Here is a 21,326-nt window from a genome sequence, read left to right as displayed (position 1 = left end):
TCGTATTCCTCCTGGTAATTTCCTAAACAATAGAATACACGCTCTGCGAGTATTCTATTGTCATGAATAACAGAATACAGAATTCAGAAAATATAAGAACCGCTAATCAGCGGTATGGACCGGGATCAGATGCCTCTGCATTGATCCCGCCTGATGGTAAGACAAAGTATAGACCGGATTTTCTGTACTGTCCAGCGCAAGATAGTACCTTAAATGTTACTTGTGAAGTTTTGACAAACCTGGTATGCAATCTTTATGTATTTTTACCCCATCAAATACACCCGCACGCCGTACAACAATGCAACACCCGGTAGTCCGAGAAATCCAGACGTCAACGCACTCAGCGCATTGATTCCGACGCACGCATCCAGTCCTTTTTCCTGCAGATATCCGTTTATCAGAAAAATGGCGATCATTCCAAAAACCAGCCGCAGCATAAAATTCAGCGCAAGCTCCGCTCCCTTTTTCATAAGCCCTCCCGCCCGGACTTCGTTGATCTATATATATTCCTGCCTGTCACGCAGATATTCGTATCATACGATGGAAACAACCGCAGATATTTTTTCTCCCTGCCCGGATATTCATTGTTCGGATGTATATTTCTTCCAGTTTTTCTCTATACTGTAACAAACTCCCCTGCCAAAGCTGTCAGAATACCGGGGATTTCGAACGTTACCACTTTATCTTTCCGGGAGGAACACACATGAAAGTTTCTTTTCGCATCGGCGGCAGACCGTCCGCTGAGCTTGCCTCAAAAACGCCAGAAGAAGCCTTGAGAAACAATCTGCAGCTCGCCAAATGGGAGCTGGACAATGCCTATGCCGGGTTCGAATACGCGACCGATCCCGATCTGATCGACTGCTACATTTTTCAGCTCAATGCCGCCATGAAACGTTATCGTTATCTCCTCAATCAGTGGAACGGACTTGATAAAGTCTCTGCAGGAGACGTGTAATTTAGCGCATAAGATCCTTCCATTCCGCTGCAGTGCGATCCGCGCGGAGCGTTTTTATTTTATAGGACGCATTTTCCTATGAAACAATAGAATGCACGCTCTGCGAGCATTCTATTGTCATGAATAAAAAAGGACCTTGGATTCCCCTTGGAACCCTTGGTCCTTTTCTCTCTCTAACAATATCTGCAATGCGTGTATTCTATTGGTTGCGACATCAGAATACCCGCACAACACATTTCTCAGAATGCAAATACCAGTGCGCCATATGCAGGCAGATCAAAGGTGATTCGATACGGCTTGTAGTCGCTGGGCTCTGCAGTTGCTGTATAATCGGTTTTCAGTTCTTCTCCGCTGCCGCCAAAGCGTTTTTCCGCGCTGTTTAACACCAGCTTATATTTCTTCTTTTCCGGTACCCCAACGCAGTAATCCTTACGCTCTACCGGCGTCATATTCAATACAAAAAGCAGTCTCTTTGTCTTTTCTCCACTGGTTTTACGAATAAAGCTGTAAGTGCTGCGATCTGCATCATCCGCATTGATCCACTCAAAACCGTCCCAGCTGTTGTCGATCTCATACATACAGGGATATTTTCGATAAAGCTTTAAAAGCTCTGCCACGTAATCCTGCAGTCCTTGATTCAGCTCATTTTGCAGCAGGAACCAGTCCAGCTCACGGGCCTCACTCCATTCGCGCTCCTGTCCGAACTCCTGTCCCATGAACAAAAGCTTTTTGCCGGAATGCCCGAGCATATAAGTATAGCCGACGCGCAGGTTTGCGTACTTGTCCACCTTGTAGCCGGGCATTTTGTTGACCATCGAGCATTTCAGATGTACGACCTCATCGTGAGACAGAGGTAAAATATAGTCCTCCGCATCGTTATAAGACATCGCAAAGGTCAGCGCATGATGATCATTCTTCCTAAAATAAGGATCCAGCTTCATATATTCACAGAAATCGTGCATCCAGCCCATATTCCACTTAAACGTAAATCCAAGGCTGTCACTGCCGATTTTTCCGGTCACGTTTGGCCACGCCGTAGACTCTTCTGCGATCGTCATGATACCCGGATAAGTTCCACGGATTACGGAATTGAAATGCTTGAAAAATTCGATCGCGTCCAGGTTTGTATTGCCGCCGTAACGGTTCTGCACCCATTCTCCATCTTTTCTGCCATAATCCAGATACAGCATAGAGGCAACCGCATCCACACGCAGTCCGTCTACATGGAATTCCTTAATCCAATACAGGGCATTTGTGATCAGGAAGCCCTTAACCTCGTTCTTGGCATAGTTGAATACTTTTGTTCCCCACTCAGGATGCTCGCCCATTCTGGGATCGGGATATTCAAACAGTGCCTCGCCGTCAAAATCTGCCAGACCGTGGGCGTCCTTCGGAAAATGGGCAGGTACCCAGTCCAAAATGACACCGATCTTATTGCGGTGCAGCTTATTGACCAGATATGCAAAATCCTCCGGTGTTCCATAACGGGAGGTCGGTGCATAATAGCCGGTTACCTGATAGCCCCAGGAGCCGTCAAACGGATGCTCTGCGATTCCCATCAGCTCGATGTGGGTATATTTCAGTTTTTTCAGATATTCTACGATACGATCCGCAAATTCTCTGTAATTATAAAATCCATCCTCCGTTTCCGGATGCTTCATCCAGGAACCGATGTGACACTCATAAATTGCAACCGGCGCTTTTTCCGGATCCTGCGCGCTTCTTTCTTCAATCCACTTGCTGTCCGACCATTTAAAATTGGTAATATCTGTCGTAACAGAAGCAGTTCCCGGACGTACCTCCCCCTGGTTTGCAAACGGGTCTGCCTTGTACAACTTTCTGCCGTCCGGCGTGATAATCAGAAATTTGTAAAGCTCTCCCAGACCAACGTCCGGAATAAACGTCTTATAAATTCCGCCGGGTCCCAGCTTTTCCATCTGGTTTGCAGTCTCATTCCAGCTGTTAAACGTTCCAATCACAGAAACGCTGGCTGCGTGTGGTGCCCAGACGGCAAAGCTCATTCCTTTCTTCCCGTCTTCTACAGACTGATGTGCGCCCAGCTTTTTGTAAATATCGTAATGCGTCCCCTGAGCAAACAGATACTGGTCGGCCTCCGAAATGTATACCGTTTCCGGCACTTTCGCCGCTTTTACTGCTTTCGCTGTCTTTGCCTTTGCCATAATAACCCCCTGTTTGGATATATTTGAAACGCTCAGATAAAGTCTTTCTCCCGCAAAATAATCATGTCATCTTCATCGTAGCGTCTCCGAAGCACAATATCTATAAAGTGTCCGATCGTCTTACGGTTTGCATGAGCAATCGCCTCATCCACGATGTCACGCACTTCCCCCACCGTAACGGCATGCGAACTGGTCTGCATATCCTCGATTCTGGTATGCAGGGCGAGCCTGCCGAGCTCGTCGATCGAATACTCCTGTGTATATGCGTACTGACAGCCGTATTTTACCAGCGTTGCGCTGTCCAGCGCCGCGATATCAAACCGCGCGGTAAAGCTTTCCATCAGTCTTCCGTTTTTCTTATATAAACGGTCGATCGCCCGTTTTTCATCCAATACAAATACAATGATGCCGGTATGTTCCTGATTCAATGCGTCTGCAAGCTTCTCACATCCCTCGTTGGAAAGCTTTCCGGCTTTCTCAATGACGAGCGCGCCGTTTGCAACCTTTTCCACAAGCGCTTTTGCATCTTTTTTATTGATCAGCTCCGCGTTCACTTTGGCAACCTTGCCGGAGAAGTTTCCGTCGGACGCCTGAATTTCGCGGATCATACATTTTGTCAGTTTCAGTGTACCGGAGCCTGGCATACCGGTAATCACAACGTTTCCAGTGTACGCAGAAAGGCTGATTTCATCCAGCGCTGCGACCAGCTGGCGCATTGCGCGTTTGGTCGGGATGAACTGGGCAAAAAGCTTGCGCTCTGCCTTTGTCATGCTGCGCACACGCTCGGCTGCCTGCTGTTGGGATACACGCTCCTGCAGTCGCTTTTCTTCGCCGGAGGCCTCCGGCTGCGCTGTAGGTGCTTCCTGACGCGGTGCTTTGGTTTCTTCTGTTGCAGGCGCTCCGATCCTTTCCGGTGCGGCCTGTTTCGCATAATGCTGTACCGGCTCTGCATCCTGCGCTTCTGTTTCTGCATTCTGCTCTGTGTAGCCCTGTGCGGCATCCGCCACCGGCGGCGCTTCCTCGATCTCTTCGAGTTCTTCCGTCTCGGTTTCTCTGGACGGATCGACAAGCGGTGCTTTTGCTGCAGTCGTCTCTACAGCAGCTCTTTCTCCTGCAGGCGCTTCCTGATTTTCAGCATTTGCAGGAGCTTTCTCGTCTTCTACCGGCAGGGATTCTTCTCTCTGCAGCTGTTCCAGCACGCCGTTTCTGGAGCTTTCATCAAAATCATCAAACAGGGAACCTGTCTGCTGGAGCATCCACTGTCTGGTTTCCTGTTTTCTCTTTTCTTCATTTTCCTTTTTCAGCCGTTCCCATTCCTTGAGCACCTCTTCGATGTTCATCTGGCCGGTCGTCTGGCGTTCTATCTTAGTGTTTCCCACAACAGCCTTCCTTTCCGGCTGTCTTTCCGGGACTGCCGCAGCCTTTTCCTGTATTTCCACGCCCTGTATGTGTTCGATTTTGTCGGTTTCCATCGGCATCCAGGGAGTCTCCACCACCGCCGGATGGATTTCCTGCATTCCGGCATCCGCAGGATCTGTCACCGCAGGAGTCTGTTCCGGCGCGGCCTGCGCCGCGAGGATGGGTGCCTCAGGCTGCGCGTTTACCGGCTCGGCAACGTAAGCGCATGCCTCGCTGGACGATGCGACAGGTAATGTCGGTTCTACGTCAGCATACACCTGCGGTGTGCTTTGTGTAGGCTGCACGCTGACGGACTCTGCCGCGTCCACTGCATCTGCCGCCAGCTTCGTCTCTTCCGTATCGAGCTGTCCCGTTGCCTGTGCGTCCCACTGGTCAGATTCTTCAAGGACACGGGAAATGTCTTCCTGATATTCCCCATTTCCATTTTCTGCAGCGTAAACGGTCTGCTGATTTTTCATCAGGTCAGGTTCTTCTTGCTCAGGAGAAGCCGTCTTTACCTCTTCCCTGTCAACCGCAAACACGTCACGCATGCTCGCGGCAAGCGCTTCCTGTAAATTGATCGTATTATATTGTCCCATATCCATCGGTTTTACATGGATATCCAGATCTGCTTTTTCTTTGCTTTCAGCAGACCGGACTGCCTGAGTCTGTTCCTGTGCAGGCGCTTCCTGCGGTTCTTCCTCTACTGCGTTTCTGCCGCCGTACTGACTGTCGTAAAGCTGCTGCTGTGCAGGCGAAAGCGGTACATACAGGCGCTTTAACTCCATCGCCTTGAGCACATATTTGCCCTCACCGAACCAGAGGATCAGCTGATCGCACTCCTCTACACACTCCGTGGCAAGTCCGACCCTGTGATACAAAAATGCCAGCTCATATGCCCACTTTTCATTATATTCGCGTTTTTTGTACTCTTTCAAAACAGCGATCCGCTCTTCCAGGCTGATATCCTGTGCCTCGTAAATTTTATACAACAGGATATACTTACTGTTATCGTTTGGCGAAAGCTGTACAAACTGCTTATAATATTCCACAGCTTCCACAACCTGGCCGGTCTTGATCGCCAGATCGCACAACGCATAGACAATCCGCCTGTTCTGCGGACTTTTTTCATTTGCCAGAAGCAGGATCTCCCTGGCGTCGTCAAATCTTCGGTTTATCTTATAAACATCGCTGATAATTCCAAGTGTGGAGGTATTACGGACCTTTTTCCAGTCGATCGTATCCGCGATCTGTGCGGACTCCTGAAAACGGCCCTTTTTGTTCAGCGTCTTGATCTCTTCAAGGCGCAGCTTATATTCGTACTTATCCAAGGTACTCACCTCATGATTTTATCTTATCGGTCAGGTATCCGCAGCTGTGTCTTCGGTACAGAATTTCAAAATATTCCGCGAACGTTCCATTTTTCCGTCTTATATTTTTTCAAAATCGGGTATATTGCCCCACTTTTTACTTTCCTAAGTTTAACATAGCGCCTATACGTTGTCAAAACAAAAGAGACCGGATTTCCACATCCGCCCTCTTTTTTTTACTCAATTTTCCACATTTTCCCCTGCATATTTTTGGTAAAATCGCTTTAAAGCTTCTTTGGGCTCCGAAAAATCTGCTCCGTCCTCCTTTTCCGGCAGCGATTCCAGCTCATCCAAACGCTCCAACATTGCCTCCACTTCCGTCGCGTTAAACTCCCCATCCTCCGCTTCCAGCGTATACCATTGCAGCTTTTTCTGCAGAATACGTTTTTCTTCCAGTGAATTCTTCTTTTCAGACACGTTTCTGTCCTCCTTCTTTGTTGCCCGTCATACGTTGCGAACAGCTATCCTTCCAAAATCATCCCCGGATTCTTCATACCCCTGCCTGTCAGATTACTCCTCCATACAGCTTTTTAATTTTTGTCTCATTCGGAACAGCTTGACTTTTGTGTTGCTTTCCGATATTCCAATCTTTTCCCCAATCTCCGCGCAGGAAAATCCGTTTTCATAATAAAACTTCCAGATCAAAAGCTCCTGCATGGAAAAAATCTGCTCCAGAAAGGCGTTCCATTCTGCCTGTACATAATATCCTTCCTGACCGGAATCCGGCCTTCGGGCAGCTTTTTCTTCCTGCCCTGAGCCTTCTGTCTGTATTTTTCCTTGCTGCTCATACCATTTTTTCAATTTATTTTTAGCTGTCAGCAGCAAAAAACCTTTCTGATTCGGATGTCTGCGCACCTCCTGCCATTTCTGATATGCAACCAGAAACACCTCCTGTGTCACATCCTCTGCTGCCGCCAGATCTTTTTCAATCATATGACGGACATATCGGTATACAAGCCAATAACAGTTTGTATACAGTTCTTCAAAGTTATCAAACGAATTTTTCTCCCCACTCATCATGGTCCCCCTTTGTCTCGAAACAGTCGGTCTTCAGTACAGGCGTGAAATACTTCTAAGTACCTCCTCCAGGGCCTGCTCCTTTTCTCTGGGACAACCATCAAAAATTTCATCATAAACCTTGTCTGTCAGGATTTCTCCGGTCAGAAGATAGGTAGGTTCAAGGTTCATCTTTTCATAAACGGTCAGAATCCGCGGAATTGTCAGTTTGCGGTTTCCACGCTCAATCTCCCCATAATAGGTGGTTGATACTCCAAGAAGCTCTGCTGCCTGTTCCTGCGTCAGGCCCATTATCCTGCGTTGCTTTCGGAGCCGTTCACCAATTTTGACATAAACATCCTTCTCCATGATGTCCACCTCCAGAATTTAGTCTGATATTCTTATCATACCTTCTGACTGCACAGATGAAGAGAAACTAACTGTTTGTATTTTCCAGTATTTTACAATCAGTTAGTTTGTATTTTGTCAAGATTTTACAAACTATTTGTATAGATATCGAAATGGAAAGATAAAAAGCTCGTCTTGCCGTAAAATTTATTCGTTCTGCTTTTTAAACATATCCGGGCATAAACTTTAAAAAGGACAGTCAGGCTCTTTATTGCGCCTGCTGCCCTTTTATCTTCGTCTGATATTTTGAATCGCCGCTTTTCTGCCGCTTTTCTCAGGAAAATCATTCTTCCTCATCGTCTACATCCGCCGCTACTGCCGATGTCACAGAGGAAACAACCGCCACAATTACTGCAAAAAGAATGATCAGCAGTCCGCCTGCCAAAAGAAAAAATGTTCCGTCCATCTTCCGTCTGTCCTCCTTTTCCTGCCTGTAAAACAATGGGATGCACGCTCTGCGAGCATTCTATTGTCATGAATTATGATGTCTGAGTCAAAAGCCCCGGCCTTAAAGCCTGCTTCACAGAGTTCTCCACCGCTGTGTCTAAACTGTTATCAGTTTACCACAAAATCAGCTTTGTGACAATCATGATGTCAGAATCACAGGTTTCGAAAACAACCTGTGGCACACAATAAAATCTTTATAGCCAAAGGTCACGGTTCAACCTGAAATTCTGCGGTCAGCTCGGTCTGGCGGCTGTTTTCGTCGTCAAAAATCCGGCATTCTTTTTTCAAACGATACTGCCCTGCCTCCAGCCGGATACCATCAGCAGCCAAATCCAGTGTTCCTTCTTTGGTTTCTCCTGCGACCGCCTGACTGCTTTCTTTTTGTGTTTCTAAATCTGCGTCGGAATTTTCAACGATTTCCCAACCGTTTTCTGTAAAACGTTCCAGCGTATAATCTGTTCCCCAGCCGACGATTTCTGTGTCGCTTTCATTGACAATCCGCCAGGTAATTTTTCCGGAGTTTGCCGTTGCAACCTCAAGATAAATTTCTGCGAAACAGGTCTCTGCGTTGTTGGCCATACGTCCCTGTACCGCATTCTGGTCGGCTGCCGCCCCCTGATTTTCGTCCGCATCCGGAGCAACAGCCGCTGCATCTTCTGCCTGCAGTGCAATTCCATCCTCCGCACTCAGCCCTTCCATATCATAGGCCGCCATCTCCGGTCCGGGTTCTTCCGAATGCAGCCGCCACTGTGCAATTCCGGCTGCGCCAATGCAGATAACGAGAGCAGCTGCTGCCGCCACTGTGCGCCGCTGTCGGTAAAAAAACAATTTTCCTTTTTGGGGCATCGCCGCTTTATTTTCATCCGAAGTCCCTACGCTTTCCTGATACATCGGTTCCAGCGCCTCCGCAATATATCGCTCATCGATCTGTCCGATGGCGTCGAAAAGCTTTTCATTCTTTTTCACAGTGCAATCCCCTCCTTTTCCAGATGCATTTTCAGCTTCGCCCGCATCCGAAACAGCTGCGACTTTACCTTGCCTTCGCTGATATTCAAATTGCCTGCCAGCTCCTTAACCGGCTCTGCCCAGAAATACCGCCGGACAAATATTTTCCGGCTTTCGGCGTCCAGCGTTTCCAGAAAACGATTGATCGCTGCGGCGGTTTCCCTGCCCTCGATCTCGTCCTCTACACTTTTGCCGGATGGAATACATTCCTCCAGTTCGTCCAAAAGCGCCTGCGTCTCGCCGCTTCCGCGCTTTTGGGCATGCCCCGCCCGATATTTACTGATCGAAAGGTTTCTCACTATTTTTCCCAGAAATCCCGCCAGAAATTCCGGTTTCCCGGGGGGAATCGCGTTCCAGGTATGCAGCCAGGTATCGTTGACGCATTCCTCGCTGTCCTCTTTATCGTTTAAAATCCGGAAAGAAATGCTGCGGCAATAGCTGCCGTATTTTCTGTCCGTTTCCGAAATTGCTTCTTCCTTTCGTGCCCAGTAAAGGGCGATGATTTTATCGTCCTCCATTGTTCCTCTCCTCTTCCGCGACTGCGGCCTGCTTTTTTGCTGAATCAATTATGCTGCCTGCAGGGGTTCCGATCGTGTAAACCACGCGGGGTCGCAATTCTGCATTTCCCGGCGCAATGTACGTTCCTACTCCTTATAAACGCAGAATTTTCCTCCGGCGTTTCCCTGTTCAGCCATTTTTTGAATCTGTTTTTTTAAAAAAGAATGTGCCTTGGCACATTCTTGCGCCGAGGCGCGGTTGCTTTAGCAACCATCTACCCTTGCGCCGAGTACGCATCCTTCCATTCCGCTGCAGTGCGATCCGCGCGGAGCGTTTTTATTTCATAGGACGCATTTTCCTATGAAACAATAGAATGCGCGCTTTGCGAGCATTCTATTGTCATGAATAAAATTTTAGGAGAGCCCTGCGACTCTCCTAATTTTCGTTCTGGCGTGCTCAGATCAGTTTTGACGAAACCAGAAAAATAAACCACGCGATACATCCGATGATTCCGATCAGGGATACCAAAATCATAATTCCGGCGCGTTTTTTGCGAAACACGCGGATCAGTCCTGCAAGCAGCAGCACGATGGACGCCGCCGCAAGCGCGATAAAGAACCATACAAACAAAAATCCGTACAATCCCACCTGATCAATCGCAAGCACAATAAACGTCACAAGCATGATGAATTCCACGATATGCCAAAGCAGTCTTATTTCCTGTCCGCGTTCCTGGCGGACGCCCTGCCGGTATTCTTTTTTCTCCTGGCGGCGCTGCAGCTTCGCAGCGAGCGATTCCTCCTTCTGGCGTGCCTTCTGCGCTTCTGCCTCGGCTTTTTCCCGTGCTTTCTGTGCGGCAGCTTCAGCCTTTTGCGCTGCAGCGGCTTCTTTTTTCTGACGCCGCAGTTCTTTGCCAGAAAGCGGTTTGTCAGGCTGCTGCGGCACCACGGCTGACGACTGCAGATCAGCTGCCTGATCGCCTGACGACTGCGCATCAGCTACCTGATCGCCTATGGGTTCTGCAGAATTCTCTACGTTATTCTTCTCTTCTTCCATCATCCGGATTCCTCCCCGCTTTTTCTTCCGCGATTTTTTCCAGCGTCTTTTCTACTGCCAGTCTCTGAATTTCCTCCAAAATCGGAAAGCCCTTGACGCTTTCCGCTGCATAGGTCTGCTGCAGCTCATATTCCAGCGGCAGCCAGGTGCTGATGTCGCTTTCGTTATGGGCGATCAAAGCTTCCAGCTTATCCAGCGCTTTGTAAACCTTCGCTTCCTCTGTCTTAAGCGCATTCATCTCTGCAAAAAGCACTTTCGCCTCTTCACCGGTTTTGCCCGGAAGCATCGAAAGCAGTCCATCCACGGCTTTTCGCTCCACGCTGCGATCCTGTTCCTTTTTTTCAAATGCAGGGATATCGCCCGTTACCGCTTCTCCGAGATCGTGCAGCAGACACATATGGATTACCTTTTCCATATCGACATCCGGCAATTCCTCTTTCAACAGCCACGCCATCAGAGAAACTCTCCAGCAATGCCCCGCGACCGTTTCCCGCACGCCTTCCGGTGTAATGCAATGCCGCGGCACCGATTTTAACTTTCCGGCTTTTTCCAAAAACTCAATCAGCCATTCTGCCTGTGGTCGTTCCATACTGTTTCCACCTTTTCTCCAGTTTACATAATACTGTGACCGTGTGTCGTATTACCGTCAGTATAGCGCCATTTCCCGGTTTCGTAAAGCTGGGAAATGAGTTGACAGGAAGGATAAACGCACCATAAGATAGAATAAAATAACCGTGCCTTTTTGGAAAAGCTTCATGAATTGATTCTTTAAGGAGAACCGCTTATGAATTATGAAGGAATTTTGGAATTTCACGGAACCTGGCGCAGCTACCAGGCGCGGGTTCTGCAAAATGTCAGCCGCTATCTGTCCGACGACAAAATCCACATCGTCGCCGCGCCCGGTTCCGGCAAAACGACCCTCGGCATCGAGCTGATCAAACGCCTGAATGCAAACACGCTCATTTTAGCACCCTCCATCACGATTCGGGAGCAGTGGGCAGCCAGGATTCAGGAAGCTTTTCTATGCGACGGATATTCGCTGGAGGATTACGTCTCCCTGAGCCTGAAGCAGCCGAAGGCCATTACGGTCGCAACCTATCAGGCGCTTCACAGTGCAATGACCCGTTTTTGCGGCACGGAAACGCCCGGCGAGGATACCGCCCCGACCGACAGCGAAGAAGTCGATTATTCTGACTTTGACTTAGTTCGAACCATGAAAAATGCCAACATCGAACTGCTTTGCCTCGACGAATGCCATCATCTTCGCAGCGAATGGTGGAAATCCCTCGAAGCCTTCCAATCGCAGCTTTCTTCCCTGAGAACCATTTCCCTGACCGCTACCCCGCCCTATGATTCCACGCCTGCGATGTGGACGCGCTACATGAATATGTGCGGAGATATCGATGAGGAAATCACGATTCCGGAGCTGGTAAAAGAGGGAAGTCTCTGCCCGCATCAGGATTATGTCTATTTCAATTATCCGACCACAGCGGAAACAAAAGAAATTCAAAATTTTGAAGAGCGCAGCAGTCAGATGCTGCAAAGCCTGATGCAGGATTCCCAGCTGCTCACTGTGATTGAGACACACAAAGGTTTAAACGGTCAGATTTCGGATGACCTTCTTCTCGATGACCCGGAATATCTCGAGGCAATTTTGATTTATCTGCAGAGCAAAAATACAGCATTCCCTGCACGTCTGCAACGGCTGCTCGGGACAAAAAAGCTGCCCGCCATGAGCGCGAAGTGGATGGAACGGCTTTTGCAGGGCTTTTTATACGATGACACCGATTCCTATCTATGTGATAAGGTTTACCGGGAAATGCTGATCGACCAGCTAAAATCCCAGGGTCTGATCGAAAAGAAAAAAGTCATCCTGACCAAAAGTGCAGCAGTCGAAAAGCTGCTGACCAATTCCCTCGGCAAAGCCAACAGCATCCGGGATATCGTATTTTCGGAGTACGATTCGATGGGCAGCTCCCTGCGCCTTTTGATTCTGACCGATTATATCCGAAAAGAATATGAAAAGGCCATCGGCAATCCCGAAGCGACGATCGCGTCCCTCGGCGTTCTTCCCTTTTTTGAAATGCTCCGCAGGGAAAACGAAAAGCAGCACAAAGCAATCCGGTTGGGCGTTTTATGTGGAAGTGTCGTCATCATCCCGGCAGAGGCAAAAGAAGCGCTGCTGCAGCAGACCGGCGCAAAAATCAAACTCACGTTTTCCGCCATCGGCAGCCTTTCGGAAAACGACTACTTAAAAGTGACCGCCACGGGGGACGCGCACGCCCTCACCGCAGCTGTTACTGCCATTTTTGCCCAGGGCGCAATGCAGGTTCTGATCGGCACGAAATCCCTGCTCGGGGAAGGCTGGGATTCTCCCTGCATCAATTCCCTGATTCTGGCAAGCTTTGTCGGCTCCTTTATGCTCAGCAACCAGATGCGAGGCCGCGCCATCCGCGTCTGGAAAGAAGACCCGAACAAAACGAGCAATATCTGGCATCTCGTCTGCCTAAAGCCCCGGAAAGAAGTACAGCAAAACCCGGAGGACACAATCAGCGAGGACTACACGCTGCTCTGTCGGCGCATGGAACAGTTTCTCGGACTGCATTATACGGAAGATACCATCGAAAACGGCATCGACCGCCTTTCCATCATCCGCCCTCCTTTTACCAAAAGCAATTCAGCTTCCATGAACCGGAAAATGCTCGCCCTTTCCCAAAAGCGCAGCGAGCTAAAAGACCGCTGGATGCGTTCTCTCGCCGTGTACGACAAAATGGAAGTTGTCAATACCAATGAAATTCCGGATAAATATGTGACCTCTGTCCTGTTCTGGGATGCGCTCCGGGCGCTGCTTCTGACCTCTGCCCTGCTTTTGATCGGTCTGATTTTCGCTCTGGGAACCGGTTTTGCTTCGCGTTCCGCAGTCTCCGGCGTCATCGGATTTTTTATGGCTCTGTATACAGGCGGCGTCCTGATCGCAGCCTTTCCAAAGCTTTTCATGCTCGGAAGCCCGCTGCGCCGCCTCAAAGCATTCGGAAATGGCATTTTAAAAGCATTGGAGACACAAAACCTTTTAGAAGAGCCGCACTGCAAAGTCGTATCTGGTACTTCTGGTTCTGATCATCATGTTATTTTTCTTTCTGGAGGAAGCGGACGTGATAAGGCCTTATTCGCGCAGTGTGTCAACGATTTTTTCGATGCGGTCGATAACCAGCGCTACCTTCTGGTAAGTCCCAAACGCTTCCGCGGGCTGAACGGATTTTACGTCGTCCCGGAATGTTTTTCCAAGCGCAAGGAGGACGCGCAGCTTTTCGCTAAATGTATGAAGCCGTATATCGGAGCCTATGATGTTGTGTATACAAGAAACGAAAAAGGACGCGCCATCTTATTGGAAGGAAAAATCAAAGCGCTTGCAAACCGTGAAGAACGCTGCATCCGCCGGAAAAAGCTGAACGGATGATTCTGCAAGGAATCTGAAATGTTTTTTTTACCATACAAGAAAGTCTGTCTCCTTGCGGCTTTTCGGGGCGCATGTTACAATATTACCATTAATGAACGCAGAAAATACAGGAACCTGTGGGTTCCAAAAAGGAGGAACTGCAAATCCCATGATTTCATCAGATCAAATTGCAAAAAACTATGATATTGCCGGCGTCCGCAAGGCCAACCTTCCCGGTCTGCACATGCTGCTGCTTGGCTTCTTCGCCGGCATGTTTATCGCACTGGCAGGTGCCGCAGCATCTGTTGCTTCCGCAGACATCACCAATCCGTCCGCAGCCCGGATCGTATCCGCCCTCGTTTTCCCGGCAGGACTTGCGATGGTTATCTGCAACGGCAGTGAGCTGTTCACCGGTAACTGCCTTATGGTCATTTCCCTGCTCGACCATAAGATCACCTTTAAGGCACTTATGAAAAACTACCTGTTTGTTTATCTCGGCAACCTGATCGGTTCCCTGTTTGTGTCCGTTCTGTTCGTATACGGACATATTCCCGGGCTGTATGACGGACTGCTCGCACAAAACATGGTAAATACCGCTGTCACAAAGGTTTCCCTGAGCTTTTCAGAGGTCTTTTTCCGCGGTATCCTGTGTAACGTTATGGTCTGCGTAGCTGTCTGGATGGGCATGAGCGCAACCCACGTTTCCGGCAAAATTCTCGCCGTATACCCTCCGATCTCCGCATTCGTTCTCTGCGGCTTCGAGCACTGTGTTGCAAACATGTTCTACATTCCCGCAGGTATGATGACCGCATCTGCATACGGCATCGCTGCAGAGGGCTTAAATATCGGAACCTTTATCCTCAACAATCTGATCCCTGCCACCATCGGTAATATCTTCGGCGGTGTCATCGTTGTCGGCTTCCTGTACTGGTATCTGTTCCTTCGCGAGAAAAACTAAGCTCCCTTTTCTGAACAATTTTCTTAAAAAAGAATCCTGCTCTGCAGGATTCTCCGCCTGCGGCGGGTCGCGTAAGCGACATTCTACCATTCCGCCGCAGTGCGATCCTTGCGGAGCGTTTTTCTTTCATAGGACGCATTTTCCTATGAAAGAAAAAAAGCCATGGCAGAATCATCATCGTGACTCTGCCATGGCTTTTTTTAATTCATTGAGTATTCCCGCCGCACCGTAATATTCACTCCCTTTCCTTGATTAAACTCCAGATTCCAATACCTGCTCCCAGTGCGATCACAAATGTCTGTAAAGTTCCTACTGCGCTCTGAAAAAATGCCATAATAAAATTTCTCCTGATCTTTCATGATTTCCGGCTGTTCATTTTTGTCGGATTTTGTTGTTTTTGGCATAAGAAAAGACCGGTCAGTAAGTAGTTCACCGGTCGGCCTTATGCCCTGTTCTATATTTACTTTTTCTTGATACATTTTGCTATAATCTTTTCCATATCCTCATAGTCACACAGAAAAGACTTCTGGCTGGCTAATAACATTTCTTCTTCCGATACTCTGTCAAAATAGATTAAATATCCGTTTTTCAATGCCAGAGAACGAATAAATTCTCGCTGACTGCGTCCGTTTCCTTCTCTAAACGGATGCAGCGCATTTATTTCAGAAAAATAATACGCAAGCCGCTTAATAAACATATCCTCATCCAGTCCTGCTAAATAATGCTCTTCCTTAAGTCCAGAAAAAATCACATCAGCCTGACTTGAAATAAATCTGACATTACAAAACATATTTCCTTTCGCAATGTCTACGGTTCTTACTTTTCCTGCCCAGTCATACACATCCTGGAAAATATAAGCATGAATAGCCTGCAAATGCTTGAAATCAAATTTACCATTTATTGGTTTGTCCAGCAGTTCCAGCAATCTAAGCATTGTCAACTTCCGTTCAAATATATGAAGCTTATCAAGATCCCTTATATCAAGCTTATTGATCAGTACATCTGTATCAGGATAACAATATTTTGTATCCGGCATATTATACCTCGCTTAATATTTTCGTTCTCGCATCATCAATGCTCATGTTACCACTTTTAATCTTCTGCAGCATACTAAGATCACTGTCACTCAGCTTTAGACCTTCCATCCTTAAGGTTGCGGCTACTTCCTTTATTTTCTCTTCATCCGTATAGGATGACTTTGCCAGCTTAACAGCAAAAGGAATTCCTTCCTGTATAATCAACTGATTCAGTGCCATATTGATATACGTAGACATATTAAGGCCAAGCTTTTCTAAAATGTTTGTCGCGTTTTCTTTTACGCTCTCTGGTGTTCTCGCTTGAACAATTCCCATATTTTCCATAAAAGCACCTCTCTTTCTTGTATATTTATTATATGACACTGTCTATACACAATCAATCAGTAATTACTGGATTTTTTAGAAAAATTCTCTTCCCCTTGAATCTATCGCCAGTCAAATTGCACTGGCTTATTTCATATACCCTTGAATTTTATCTATCAATGTAATATCTGCCGGTAACCAGGCAACACTGTCTAACTGATCCTTTGTGAGCCATTTTGCCGCCTCTGCCTCTTTTAACTCAAGATGGCCTTTTGTAACCTCCGCCCAAAAACAATCCATCGAAAGGTGAAAGGTCGGATAATCAAATTCGATTGTATCGATCCATTCACCAACCTTAATTTCTGTATCCAGCTCTTCCATAATTTCTCTTACAAGAGCCTGCTGCGGTGTTTCTCCCGGTTCTACTTTTCCGCCCGGAAATTCCCAGCCCCCTTTTAATTCCCCGTAACCTCGTGCCGTCGCAAATATTTTATTCTTCTCCTTTATGTTGTCGCAAATAACCGCTGCAACTACTTTGATCGTTTTCATGTCTTTTATTCCTCCAACCATTATGCCGTAATATGTGACTGTAAATATCTTAATAAATCCTCACGCACTGCATGATGCATTTTCATAGTGACCTTCGTAATTGGCTGCATGCGGCCACGATTATCTTCCTTTTGGGCATTTCTGGCTTCTAATACATCAAATTGTCCCATATAGTAGAAGCTGGTCTCCGCATCTGATTTTTTTACAAATAAATGCTTTCTATCTGCTCCAAGTACATCCTTCATATAGGAACTGTCCAGACCTTTCCCAATCTGAGAATCCCATTTAAAAATCAGATTATCTTCAAAGGCATCTGCATAATCCGGTTTTCCATCGACATAGTTTTTTTCATCCTGACTTTCTTCTTTGTGATAGGTAATAAAAATAAAAACATCATTTTCAATTCGTTTCATACCATACATAATAGAAGATAAATCCTTACCACAATTCATAAGAAGGCTTACATCTCTTCTGGAATACTTTTCGTATAATACAAATGGATCCTCCGATTTTATCCCCGGTAAATATTTTTCCTTATATCTGGCAATGCCGACTTTTATAATATCTTCTACCTGTGTATAGAACGGAATATGTGTAAGTCTCTCCGTATAGCTTTGCAGTCTTTTGATCATTCCTGCCGGATCGTTTTCCAGAATATCAATCTGACAATATTTCTGATATTCTGCTTCTTTACTTACAAAATGTCCCTGCAGCACCTGGACTGCTTCCTTTACCCGGGATGTGCTGATTTCAATTCCATAGGTATTTTGATACTCTTTTATAAAATCTGCCACCGCGATATGATCTCTATGGAGCAATTGACTTAATATTACAAGCTCATCAGGACGCACTCCAGAAAGAACTGTTTTGGACAAATACTCCAGCGTTAATTTCTCCTGTTCGTTTAGCACATTCTTGTATTTACCCTGTTCCATCGCCACCATAAAGGCATCATATGTTTTATATTCTCTGATAATTACCAGTGGGTCAATTTCCTGATTTTCATAGAAATCATACAGAAGCGGAACCCGTCCTAACCGATTCTTCAAAGAAACATAGCTTTCTTTGATCAGTGTTTTCATCCCTTTTATCTTGTCGATAGACTTAAATATCTTATCCTTGGAAATCTCATCAAAATGAACCGTTGATGCACCGGGTATTGTACTATTCCCACTGATTACATATTTGCGGATTACATCCGCGTTATAGGAACGGTCTCCTGATAAAGCTACCGGAATCATAAAGTTATTATTGTAGTTTCCGATAAAATCCAAAATAACAACGTATTCTTTCCCAGGCGCCTTTCTAAGTCCTCGCCCCAGCTGCTGAATGAATACAATCGGAGACTGGGTCGGCCTAAGCATAATAACCTGATTCACCTCAACGATATCCACGCCTTCATTTAATATATCTCGTGAAAAAATATAATCCAAAGGCTGCATCTCTTGCGTTGCATCCGTTTCCTCCATTGCAAGTCTCTCAAATGCTTCCTGCCGTTTTTCTTCACTGTCCTTACCGCTAAGAGCAACTGTTCGATATCCGCGCGCATTAAACTTTCTCGACAATTCTTCGCACTCTTTTACACGACTGCAAAAAATAAGTCCTTTTACACGCTCACCGCTATATCCGTAATACTCTGACTGCTCAATGATATGCCTTACTCGCTCATCACTGGTCAGCTGATTGAATATTTCTCCAGCGACAGGATTTCTTCGCTTTTGGCAATTTCTCTCTGGTGTTTTACGATATTATAACGTTCTTTGTAAACTTCATAAAAATCATCATAGGGTAAAGCATACTCACTGTTCCAAAGATTCTGAAACTCGTCTACAATTTCTTCTGCAATCTCTCCGCTTTCTGTAGAAATCAGTTTTGTATTCCATTCTTTATTTACCGTCAACGCCGCACTTGTCATATTGGAGCTTCCGATGATGATCCGGTAAATTTCTTCTTTTTTGAAAATATATCCTTTCGTATGAAACCCATTTCCTGCTGCTTCCACATCGTACATCTTCAATGTAATATTCTTTAATCCATTGAGTTTTTCAAGTGCTCTCGGTTCGCTGAAATTCAGGTAATTTGTCGTAAGGATCTGCCCTTGAACGCCCTTTTCTTCAAGCTCTTTTAACGTCTGCAGAAGTGGTGTCACACCGCCCATCGTGATAAATGCAACGCTGATCTGAAATTCTTCGCAGCGCAACAGCTCATCCTCCACGGATGAAATAACCTTCTTCCCCTCTTCCGGATTATTCGATACAAATGCCGGCTTATACGCCAGATTTGCCGCAGAGGAACCATTTATATAAGCGGCGCTCAGGCCGCTTTTCAATTCATTGATCACATTCGCATTCACCGATCTAATTCTTCCTCTTATTTCAAATTTCTAAATGTCTATTAAAAAGAATCTCTTGTTCTTTATTATACCTTACCTATAATAAATTGTCATAAATAACTTCCCTAAAATCCGATTTCTATTTTTGTTACCACAACATTGTGTATTCTTTTTCACAGCAGCATCTGCTCCACGATATTTGGATAAAGAAAACCGATGGCTTTGACTGTTATCAGTCTACACCATCGGTTTTCTCAGCTTCCGCCAACTCTGAACCAATATTGATTTTACAAATGAGGATATTCAGCCAAACTGATTGCGCTTGCCTGCATCAGTCTTCAAAGCCAAATAGCTTGAGCGCATTGCCGCGCCAGATCTGCCCAGCCGTATAGCAGGCCTCTTCACAGCTGAGGTAGCCTTCCTGACACATCTCTGAGAGCACTTCCGACACCACCCGACGGAATGCCAAAACAGCACCGTAACTTTCCTCAGAGGTCCATGTATCACAGCCCCAGAGGATGCGATTGCTTCCACCGATCTCCAGCGCTTCCCGCAGGAATCGTTTCGCTGCCGATGTGCTGATAAGGGGCAGCCAGCAGAGATCTGCATAGACATTGGGCTAGCTTTTTTTAAATTCACTTATTGATTTACACGGATCACTCTACAGGGATTACCTACTGCAATCACATTGTCAGGAATATCCTTTGTTACAACACTGCCTGCTCCAATCACAACATTTTTTGCTTTATGCCACTGTGTTAAAAGTTCCTCGTCTCCGCAATCATACAATTCTCCAGCCAGCATTTTTTCTCTTTCTGTCATAGTCACCTCTACATTTTTGAAATAATTTGTCTCGCAACATATACTCCACTTGCCGAAGCGTGAGACAGAGAATGAGTAATACCGCTGCCATCACCAATAATATAAAGTCCTTCATGGCGAGTCATCAGGTTGTGGTCCAGCTCCACTTCCATGTTGTAAAATTTCACCTCTACACCATACAGTAAGGTATCATCACTTGCAGTTCCCGGTGCGATTTTGTCCAGGGCATAGATCATTTCAATAATACCGTCTAATAAACGTTTCGGAAGGACAAGACTCAGATCACCTGCCGCTGCGTTTAAAGTCGGAACGGTAAAGGATTCGCTGATTCTTTCTTCTGTACTTCTACGGCCTCTGATCAAATCCCCAAAACGCTGGACAATCACGCCGCCACCCAGCATATTGCTTAATCGAGCAACACTTTCTCCATATCCATTAGAATCTTTGAAAGGCTCTGAAAAATGCTTTGCAACAAGCAACGCAAAGTTTGTATTATTTGTCTGCTTTGCCGGATCCTCATAGCTGTGTCCGTTAACAGTAACAATGCCATTTGTATTTTCGTTTACAACTTCTCCTTTTGGATTCATACAGAAGGTACGCACCAAATCTTCATACTTTGAGGTTCTGTACACAATCTTGCTTTCATATAATTCATCCGTCAGATGTGCAAAGATTCCTGCCGGAAGTTCCACTCGAACTCCGATATCCACACGATTCGAATTCGTATTAATGCCCAAATCCTGACAGACATTTTCCATCCATTTACTTCCACTGCGCCCTGCGGAAATAACGCATTCTCTACCATCATAATAGGAATCTTCATGATAGATTCGATATCCGCTATCCAGTTTTTCTACTTTATCAATGAAACAATTGAAATGAAAATCAATCTTTTCTTTCAGATGATCATATAAATGTTCCAACACAATATAGTTAATATCTGTTCCCAAATGGCGAACAGAAGCATCCAATAAATGTAAACCATTTTGCATGCAGCGTGTCTTCAGACTTGATCCTGCAGTAGAATACAGTTTTGTTCCTTCTCCACCAAAAGCAAGATTGATCTTGTCTACATATTCCATTAATTCCAATGCAGATTTTTTACCAATATACTCGTATAGCGTCCCGCCAAAATCATTGGTGATATTATATTTACCATCAGAAAATGCACCTGCGCCTCCAAAACCACTCATGATAGAACAGTTTTTACAATGAATACAAGATTTCACTTTGTCACCATCAATCGGACAGTGGCGTTTTGTTAATTCATTTCCCATTTCAAAAACAGCAATACTTAAATCCGGTCTTTTCTCTAATAATTCGTATGCAGTAAATATTCCTCCCGGTCCTGCACCTACAATTACAACATCATACATTATGTTTCCTCCCATAAAATATTCTTTCATAAACAATAGAATGCACGCTCTGCGAACATTCTATTGTCATAAAAAAAGGTTGACTACGTAAAATGTAGTCAACCCGTTTGGCGGTTGGTAGAAACGTCTGCCCATTTTGCAGACTTATACTCGAATTATTATACCTGAAATAGCATTCTAATGCAAATGCTTTCTTATTG

At 46.0% G+C, this 21,326-nt stretch carries 22 protein-coding genes and 1 riboswitch; of the genes, 3 read left to right on the top strand and 19 right to left on the bottom strand.

Going from position 1 to position 21,326, the window contains the following annotated elements; all coding sequences use genetic code 11:
* Nucleotides 1–263 precede the first annotated feature (263 nt).
* Complete coding sequence (locus tag OCV62_RS13045) at nt 264–470, bottom strand: pro-sigmaK processing inhibitor BofA family protein (RefSeq protein WP_021915063.1); 207 nt, start codon at nt 468–470, stop codon at nt 264–266.
* Between the two features lie 233 nt (nt 471–703).
* On the opposite strand from OCV62_RS13045, the gene OCV62_RS13040 reads away from it, so the two are divergent.
* Nucleotides 704–955, top strand: coding sequence for a DUF2508 family protein (locus OCV62_RS13040; protein WP_021915064.1), 252 nt, complete (start codon nt 704–706; stop codon nt 953–955).
* Nucleotides 956–1,194: 239 nt separating this feature from the next.
* Here the strand turns inward: OCV62_RS13040 and glgB are convergent, their stop codons facing one another.
* The 10 genes from glgB to OCV62_RS12990 form a co-directional block, all read right to left on the bottom strand.
* A complete protein-coding gene (glgB, locus tag OCV62_RS13035) occupies nt 1,195–3,135 on the bottom strand; it encodes a 1,4-alpha-glucan branching protein GlgB (protein WP_262587139.1) in 1,941 nt (646 codons plus the stop codon).
* 32 nt (nt 3,136–3,167) lie between these two features.
* Nucleotides 3,168–5,864 carry a hypothetical protein gene (locus OCV62_RS13030; RefSeq protein ID WP_262587137.1) on the bottom strand — a complete coding sequence of 899 codons (2,697 nt, stop codon included), beginning with the start codon at nt 5,862–5,864 and terminating at the stop codon, nt 3,168–3,170.
* A 219-nt stretch (nt 5,865–6,083) separates the two neighbouring features.
* Entirely contained in the window at nt 6,084–6,320 is a 237-nt protein-coding gene (locus tag OCV62_RS13025; protein ID WP_262587135.1) for a hypothetical protein, read from the bottom strand.
* Nucleotides 6,321–6,413: 93 nt separating this feature from the next.
* Complete coding sequence (locus OCV62_RS13020) at nt 6,414–6,923, bottom strand: RNA polymerase sigma factor (RefSeq protein ID WP_262587134.1); 510 nt, start codon at nt 6,921–6,923, stop codon at nt 6,414–6,416.
* A 30-nt stretch (nt 6,924–6,953) separates the two neighbouring features.
* A complete protein-coding gene (locus OCV62_RS13015; protein WP_021915069.1) occupies nt 6,954–7,268 on the bottom strand; it encodes a helix-turn-helix domain-containing protein in 315 nt (104 codons plus the stop codon).
* Nucleotides 7,269–7,590: 322 nt separating this feature from the next.
* Entirely contained in the window at nt 7,591–7,713 is a 123-nt protein-coding gene (locus OCV62_RS13010; RefSeq protein WP_021915070.1) for a hypothetical protein, read from the bottom strand.
* A gap of 248 nt (nt 7,714–7,961) precedes the next feature.
* Nucleotides 7,962–8,720 (bottom strand): immunoglobulin-like domain-containing protein, encoded by a 759-nt coding sequence (locus OCV62_RS13005; RefSeq protein ID WP_262587131.1) that lies wholly within the window; start codon nt 8,718–8,720, stop codon nt 7,962–7,964.
* Entirely contained in the window at nt 8,717–9,277 is a 561-nt protein-coding gene (locus tag OCV62_RS13000) for an RNA polymerase sigma factor (protein ID WP_021915072.1), read from the bottom strand. The genes OCV62_RS13005 and OCV62_RS13000 overlap by 4 nt, the downstream gene beginning before the upstream one ends.
* A gap of 436 nt (nt 9,278–9,713) precedes the next feature.
* Nucleotides 9,714–10,316 carry a hypothetical protein gene (locus OCV62_RS12995; RefSeq protein ID WP_262587129.1) on the bottom strand — a complete coding sequence of 201 codons (603 nt, stop codon included), beginning with the start codon at nt 10,314–10,316 and terminating at the stop codon, nt 9,714–9,716.
* Entirely contained in the window at nt 10,294–10,902 is a 609-nt protein-coding gene (locus OCV62_RS12990; RefSeq protein ID WP_262587127.1) for an HD domain-containing protein, read from the bottom strand. The genes OCV62_RS12995 and OCV62_RS12990 overlap by 23 nt, the downstream gene beginning before the upstream one ends.
* 195 nt (nt 10,903–11,097) lie before the next feature.
* Between OCV62_RS12990 and OCV62_RS12985 the strand changes: the two genes are divergently transcribed.
* Nucleotides 11,098–13,770, top strand: a complete 2,673-nt coding sequence (locus OCV62_RS12985) for a DEAD/DEAH box helicase family protein (RefSeq protein WP_262587125.1) — start codon at nt 11,098–11,100, stop codon at nt 13,768–13,770.
* 148 nt (nt 13,771–13,918) lie between these two features.
* On the top strand, nt 13,919–14,707 hold the full coding sequence (locus OCV62_RS12980; protein ID WP_262587124.1) for a formate/nitrite transporter family protein: 789 nt from the start codon (nt 13,919–13,921) through the stop codon (nt 14,705–14,707).
* 235 nt (nt 14,708–14,942) lie between these two features.
* Here the strand turns inward: OCV62_RS12980 and OCV62_RS12975 are convergent, their stop codons facing one another.
* The 8 genes from OCV62_RS12975 to OCV62_RS12940 all read right to left on the bottom strand — a co-directional run bounded on the left by OCV62_RS12975 (nt 14,943) and on the right by OCV62_RS12940 (nt 21,156).
* Nucleotides 14,943–15,041: a Maff2 family mobile element protein gene (locus tag OCV62_RS12975; protein WP_021915078.1), complete on the bottom strand. Its 99-nt coding sequence runs from the start codon at nt 15,039–15,041 to the stop codon at nt 14,943–14,945.
* A gap of 126 nt (nt 15,042–15,167) precedes the next feature.
* Nucleotides 15,168–15,743 carry a Fic/DOC family protein gene (locus OCV62_RS12970; protein ID WP_021915079.1) on the bottom strand — a complete coding sequence of 192 codons (576 nt, stop codon included), beginning with the start codon at nt 15,741–15,743 and terminating at the stop codon, nt 15,168–15,170.
* Nucleotide 15,744: 1 nt separating this feature from the next.
* On the bottom strand, nt 15,745–16,068 hold the full coding sequence (locus OCV62_RS12965; RefSeq protein WP_262587122.1) for a type II toxin-antitoxin system RelB/DinJ family antitoxin: 324 nt from the start codon (nt 16,066–16,068) through the stop codon (nt 15,745–15,747).
* A 126-nt stretch (nt 16,069–16,194) separates the two neighbouring features.
* Entirely contained in the window at nt 16,195–16,596 is a 402-nt protein-coding gene (locus OCV62_RS12960) for a (deoxy)nucleoside triphosphate pyrophosphohydrolase (protein ID WP_021915081.1), read from the bottom strand.
* Nucleotides 16,597–16,616: 20 nt separating this feature from the next.
* A complete protein-coding gene (locus OCV62_RS12955; protein WP_262587119.1) occupies nt 16,617–18,161 on the bottom strand; it encodes a DUF3427 domain-containing protein in 1,545 nt (514 codons plus the stop codon).
* 110 nt (nt 18,162–18,271) lie between these two features.
* On the bottom strand, nt 18,272–18,949 hold the full coding sequence (locus OCV62_RS12950) for a phospholipase D-like domain-containing protein (protein WP_262587117.1): 678 nt from the start codon (nt 18,947–18,949) through the stop codon (nt 18,272–18,274).
* Nucleotides 18,950–19,567: 618 nt separating this feature from the next.
* The gene (locus OCV62_RS18715; protein WP_412410030.1) at nt 19,568–19,732 is read right to left on the bottom strand and encodes a maltose acetyltransferase domain-containing protein; all 165 of its coding nucleotides are present in this window, start codon (nt 19,730–19,732) and stop codon (nt 19,568–19,570) included.
* A gap of 26 nt (nt 19,733–19,758) precedes the next feature.
* Entirely contained in the window at nt 19,759–21,156 is a 1,398-nt protein-coding gene (locus tag OCV62_RS12940) for an NAD(P)/FAD-dependent oxidoreductase (RefSeq protein ID WP_262587113.1), read from the bottom strand.
* A gap of 45 nt (nt 21,157–21,201) precedes the next feature.
* Nucleotides 21,202–21,298, bottom strand: a riboswitch (purine riboswitch).
* Nucleotides 21,299–21,326: the final 28 nt, after the last annotated feature.

Source organism: Gallintestinimicrobium propionicum (assembly GCF_025567525.1).
GTDB lineage: Bacteria > Bacillota > Clostridia > Lachnospirales > Lachnospiraceae > Gallintestinimicrobium > Gallintestinimicrobium propionicum.
This window is presented reverse-complemented; position numbering and strand designations above follow the sequence as displayed.